Source organism: Actinomycetota bacterium, from assembly GCA_036280995.1.
Lineage (GTDB): Bacteria > Actinomycetota > CALGFH01 > CALGFH01 > CALGFH01 > CALGFH01.
Genome location: DASUPQ010000771.1, coordinates 1 through 3957, shown reverse-complemented (window position 1 = coordinate 3957; position 3957 = coordinate 1). Strand labels below are relative to the sequence as shown.

Sequence of the window (3957 nt, the reverse complement as noted above, 5' to 3'; positions counted from 1 at the left end):
CAGCCGGGTGGAGACCGACCCGAGCAGCAGCCGGTGGGCCGCCGAGTGGCCCCGAGCGCCGACGACGACGAGGTCGGCGCCGTTCTCCTCCGCACCCAGCTCGAGCTGGACGGCCGGGTCGCCGGTCCGCACCTCCAGCCGCCAGGCGACGCCGAGCCCGTCCAGGACGCCGGCGGCCCGGCTCGAGGCCAGCCGCTCCTGGCTCTCCCAGTAGCTGTCGAGATCCACGGTCATCCCGAAGGGAGACGCTGGCACGGCCGGGAGCTGCCGCACGAAGACCACCGTGAGCTTGGCGTCCAGGTCGGCGGCCAGCCGTCCCGCCGTCTCGGCGGCCTGCGCGCTCGCGTCCGAGCCGTCAACCCCCACGAGAATGTGTTGGTAGACGCCCATGGGACCACCTCGTTGTTCCGTCGGTTGGCTTCCGCACCCACGCTCTCGCAGATCCCGCGCGGGCAGTAGGGCCGGTCGGCCCCACCCCTCCCGGACTGTCGGCGGTTCCCCGGCCCGTCGCAGCGGGCGAGACTGAAGAGCCCGGAGTTCCGGGCGTCCGCCGGGACGCAGGTGAGGATGGAGCCGATGCGACCAAGCATCGCCCGGCCGGCGGGACCCCACCGCGCCGGGACCGAACGGCCGTGGACGCTGGCGGCCGGGCAGGTTGCCGCCGACCTGGGGACCGACCCGGTCGCCGGTCTGGCGCCAGAGGAGGCGGCCAGCCGCCTGACCCAGTTCGGCGAGAACGTGCTTGTCGAGCAGGGACGAACGCCGGCCTGGCGGCTGCTGGCGGAGCAGTTCGCCAGCACAGTGGTCGTTGTGCTGCTGGTGGCGGCCGTGGTCGCGGCGGCGCTGGGCGACCTCAAGGACACCGTCGTGATCCTGGCCATCCTGGTGCTCAACGGCCTGCTCGGCTTTTTCCAGGAGAACCGGGCGGAGCAGGCGATGGACGCGCTCAAGGCGATGACCGCTCCCATGGTCCGCGTCCGCCGTGGCGGCCGGATACGGGAGCTGCCCGCGGCCGAGGTCGTGCCGGGCGACCTGGTGCTGCTCGGCCCGGGCGACCTGCTCGCCGCCGACCTGCGGCTGACCGAGTCATGGGCGCTGCGGGTCGACGAGGCCGCCCTCACCGGCGAGTCCGAGCCGGTGACCAAGCAGGTCGATCCCTTGTCCGAGATTGACGAGTCGATGCTGGCGGACCGGCGCAACATGGCCTTCCGGGGCACAGTGGTCACCGGCGGCCGCGGTGTCGGGCTGGTGGTCGCGACCGGGATGATGACGGAGCTGGGGCGGCTGGCCGAGCTCCTGCAGCGCCATCCTGCCGGGCCGACGCCGCTGCAGCGTCGGCTGGCGGCCCTGGGCCGGGCCATGGCCGCGGGGGCGCTGGTGATCTGTGCGGTGGTCTTCGCCGTCGGGGTGGCCAGGGGCGAACCGGTGGAGCGGATGTTCCTGATCGCGGTCAGCCTGGCCGTGGCCGCCATCCCCGAGGGGCTGCCGGCGGTGGTCACCGTCGCCCTTGCCCTGGGAGCGAGGCGCATGGCCGCCCGCAACGCCCTGGTCCGCAAGCTGCCGGCGGTGGAGACGCTCGGCTCGACAACGGTAATCTGCTCGGACAAGACCGGCACCCTGACCCAGAACCGCATGCAGGTGGAGCGGGTCTGGACCCCGGCGGGGACCTATCGAGTCAGCGGCGACGGGTACGCGCCGGTTGGTGCCGTCGTGCCCGAGGGCGCCGCCATGTCGGCCCGCGACACGCTGCTGGAGCGCCTGGCCAGGGTGGCGGCGGCCTGTAACGACGCGACGCTGCAGTCGGCGGGCGACCCAGGGGACTCCTGGACCGTGACCGGCGACCCGACCGAGGCCGCCCTGCTCGCCCTGGCCGGCAAGCTGGGGGTCGAACGCGAGGCGCTGGACCGCGACTGGCCCAGGGTGGCCGAGGTCGCCTTCGACGCCACCCGGCGGCGCATGGCCACGCTGCACCAGGGGCCAGGCCAGGTGTGGGTGGCGGTCAAGGGGGCGGTCGAGGCCCTGGTCCCGCTGCTCGCCCCGGCCGACACCGCGCTGGCCGGGCAGGTGCGGGCGGTGGCCAACCGGTGGGCGTCCGACGGTTACCGCATCCTGGCCCTGGCCGAGCGGGACCTGCCCGCGGTGCCCAGCCGGGCCGAGGCGGCCGAGAGCGGCCTGCGCCTCCTCGGGCTGGTGGCCATCGCCGACCCGCCACGGGCCGAGACGGCCGCCGCCGTGGCCGCCTGCCGGGAGGCCGGCGTCATCCCGGTGATGATCACCGGAGATGATGCCCGCACGGCCACTGCCATCGCCCGCCGCGTCGGCATCCTCGACGAGGCCGGCGAGGTCCTCACCGGGGCCGAGCTCGGCCGCCTGGACGAGGAGACCCTGGCCGAGCGGGTGACCGGCGTGGGCGTCTACGCCCGGACCAGCCCGGAGCAGAAGCTCCGGCTGGTTGGTGCCTGGAAGGACCGGGGTGCGGTGGTGGCGATGACCGGCGACGGCGTCAACGACGCCCCGGCCCTGCGCCAGGCCGACATTGGGGTGGCCATGGGCGTGACCGGCACCGACGTCGCCAAGGAGGCGGCCGACATGGTTCTGGCCGACGACAACTTCGCCACCATTGTCTCCGCCATCCGCGAGGGGCGGCGGATCTACGACAACATCCGCCGCTTCGTGCGCTACCTGCTCACCACCAACTCGGGCGAGATCTGGGTCATGTTCCTGGCTTCCGCGCTGGCGCTGCCTGTCCCGCTGTTGGCGGTGCAGATCCTCTGGATCAACCTGGTCACCGACGGTCTGCCCGCCATCGCGCTCGGGCTGGAGCCGGTGGAACGCGACGCCATGCGCCGCCCACCCCGGTCGCCGACCGAGTCGATCTTCGCCCGCGGCCTGTGGCAGCACGCCCTGTGGGTCGGGCTGACCATGGCCGCCGTCTGCCTGGCTCTCCTGGTCGGCGCCAGGGCGGCCGGCTGGCCGTGGCAGACGATGGTGTTCACCACCCTGGCGCTGCTCCAGCTGGGCCACGCCCTGGCGGTGCGGTCCGAGCGCGAGAGCTTCTTCACCCTGGGCGCCCGGTCCAACCCGTTCCTGCTGGCGGCGGTTCTTGGGGCGGTCGCGGTCCAGCTCGCCATCCTCTACCTGCCGGCCCTGCAGCGGCTGTTCGACACCCACTCCCTCTCACCGTTCCAGCTCGCCCTCGTCCTGGTGACCTCGACCGCCGCCTTCGTCGCGGTAGAGCTCGAGAAGTGGATCATCCGCCGGCGGTCCCGAAGGTCCCGTGGTTCACCTGCCTGATGGCCCTCCTATGGTCGCTCATTGACCGGGCAGGCTGGTCTCCTGGGCGGGTGAGGTACGCCCGCCACTTGGGAGGTGATGGCCGTGACCGCGACCGTGGAGGAATCGACCATTCTGGGGCGGCAGTTGGGTACCGTGGGCGAGGCCATGACCCGGGACGTGGTGCTGCTGGCAGCGGATATGTCGGCCGAGATGGCCCTGCGACGCCTCGACCAGAGGGCCGTGTCCGGGGCGCCGGTCGTCGACCACGGCAAGGTCGTGGGGGTGATCACCCGCCGTGACCTGCTCGTGCCGACGCTGCTGGACGACCCCACCGGCTCCCTGGCCGCGATAGCCGGGCACCAGCACGCGCCCCGCCTGGCCCGTCTCAGGGTCGGCGAGCTGATGAGCGACGAGCCGGTGACCGCCCAGCCGGACTGGTCGGTGGTGCTGGCGGTGCGGACGATGATCGACCATGGCGTCAACCGGCTGCCGGTCGTCGACCAGGCCGGACGCCCGATCGGGGTCCTGACCCGCGACGACGTGTTGAGGGCGGTGGCGCGGGGGGTCCAGGCATGACCAGGATCGGTGTGCTCACCGGCGGGGGCGACGTCCCCGGTCTCAACCCCTGCATCAAGACGCTGGTCTACGCCGCCGCCGACCGTGGCTATGAGGTGGTTGGGC

General features: G+C 73.2%; 3 protein-coding genes. 2 read left to right on the top strand and 1 reads right to left on the bottom strand.

Features of this window, described 5'->3' with window-relative positions:
* Nucleotides 1-390, bottom strand: a 390-nt coding sequence (locus VF468_25765; GenBank protein HEX5881695.1) for a universal stress protein, incomplete at its 3' end; no start/stop codon positions are given.
* A gap of 186 nt (nucleotides 391-576) precedes the next feature.
* Here VF468_25765 and VF468_25760 point away from each other — a divergent pair.
* Together VF468_25760 and VF468_25755 are read left to right on the top strand one after the other, a co-directional pair.
* Complete coding sequence (locus VF468_25760) at nucleotides 577-3294, top strand: cation-translocating P-type ATPase (protein HEX5881694.1); 2718 nt, start codon at nucleotides 577-579, stop codon at nucleotides 3292-3294.
* An 84-nt stretch (nucleotides 3295-3378) separates the two neighbouring features.
* Nucleotides 3379-3852, top strand: a complete 474-nt coding sequence (locus tag VF468_25755) for a CBS domain-containing protein (GenBank protein ID HEX5881693.1) — start codon at nucleotides 3379-3381, stop codon at nucleotides 3850-3852.
* Nucleotides 3853-3957: the final 105 nt, after the last annotated feature.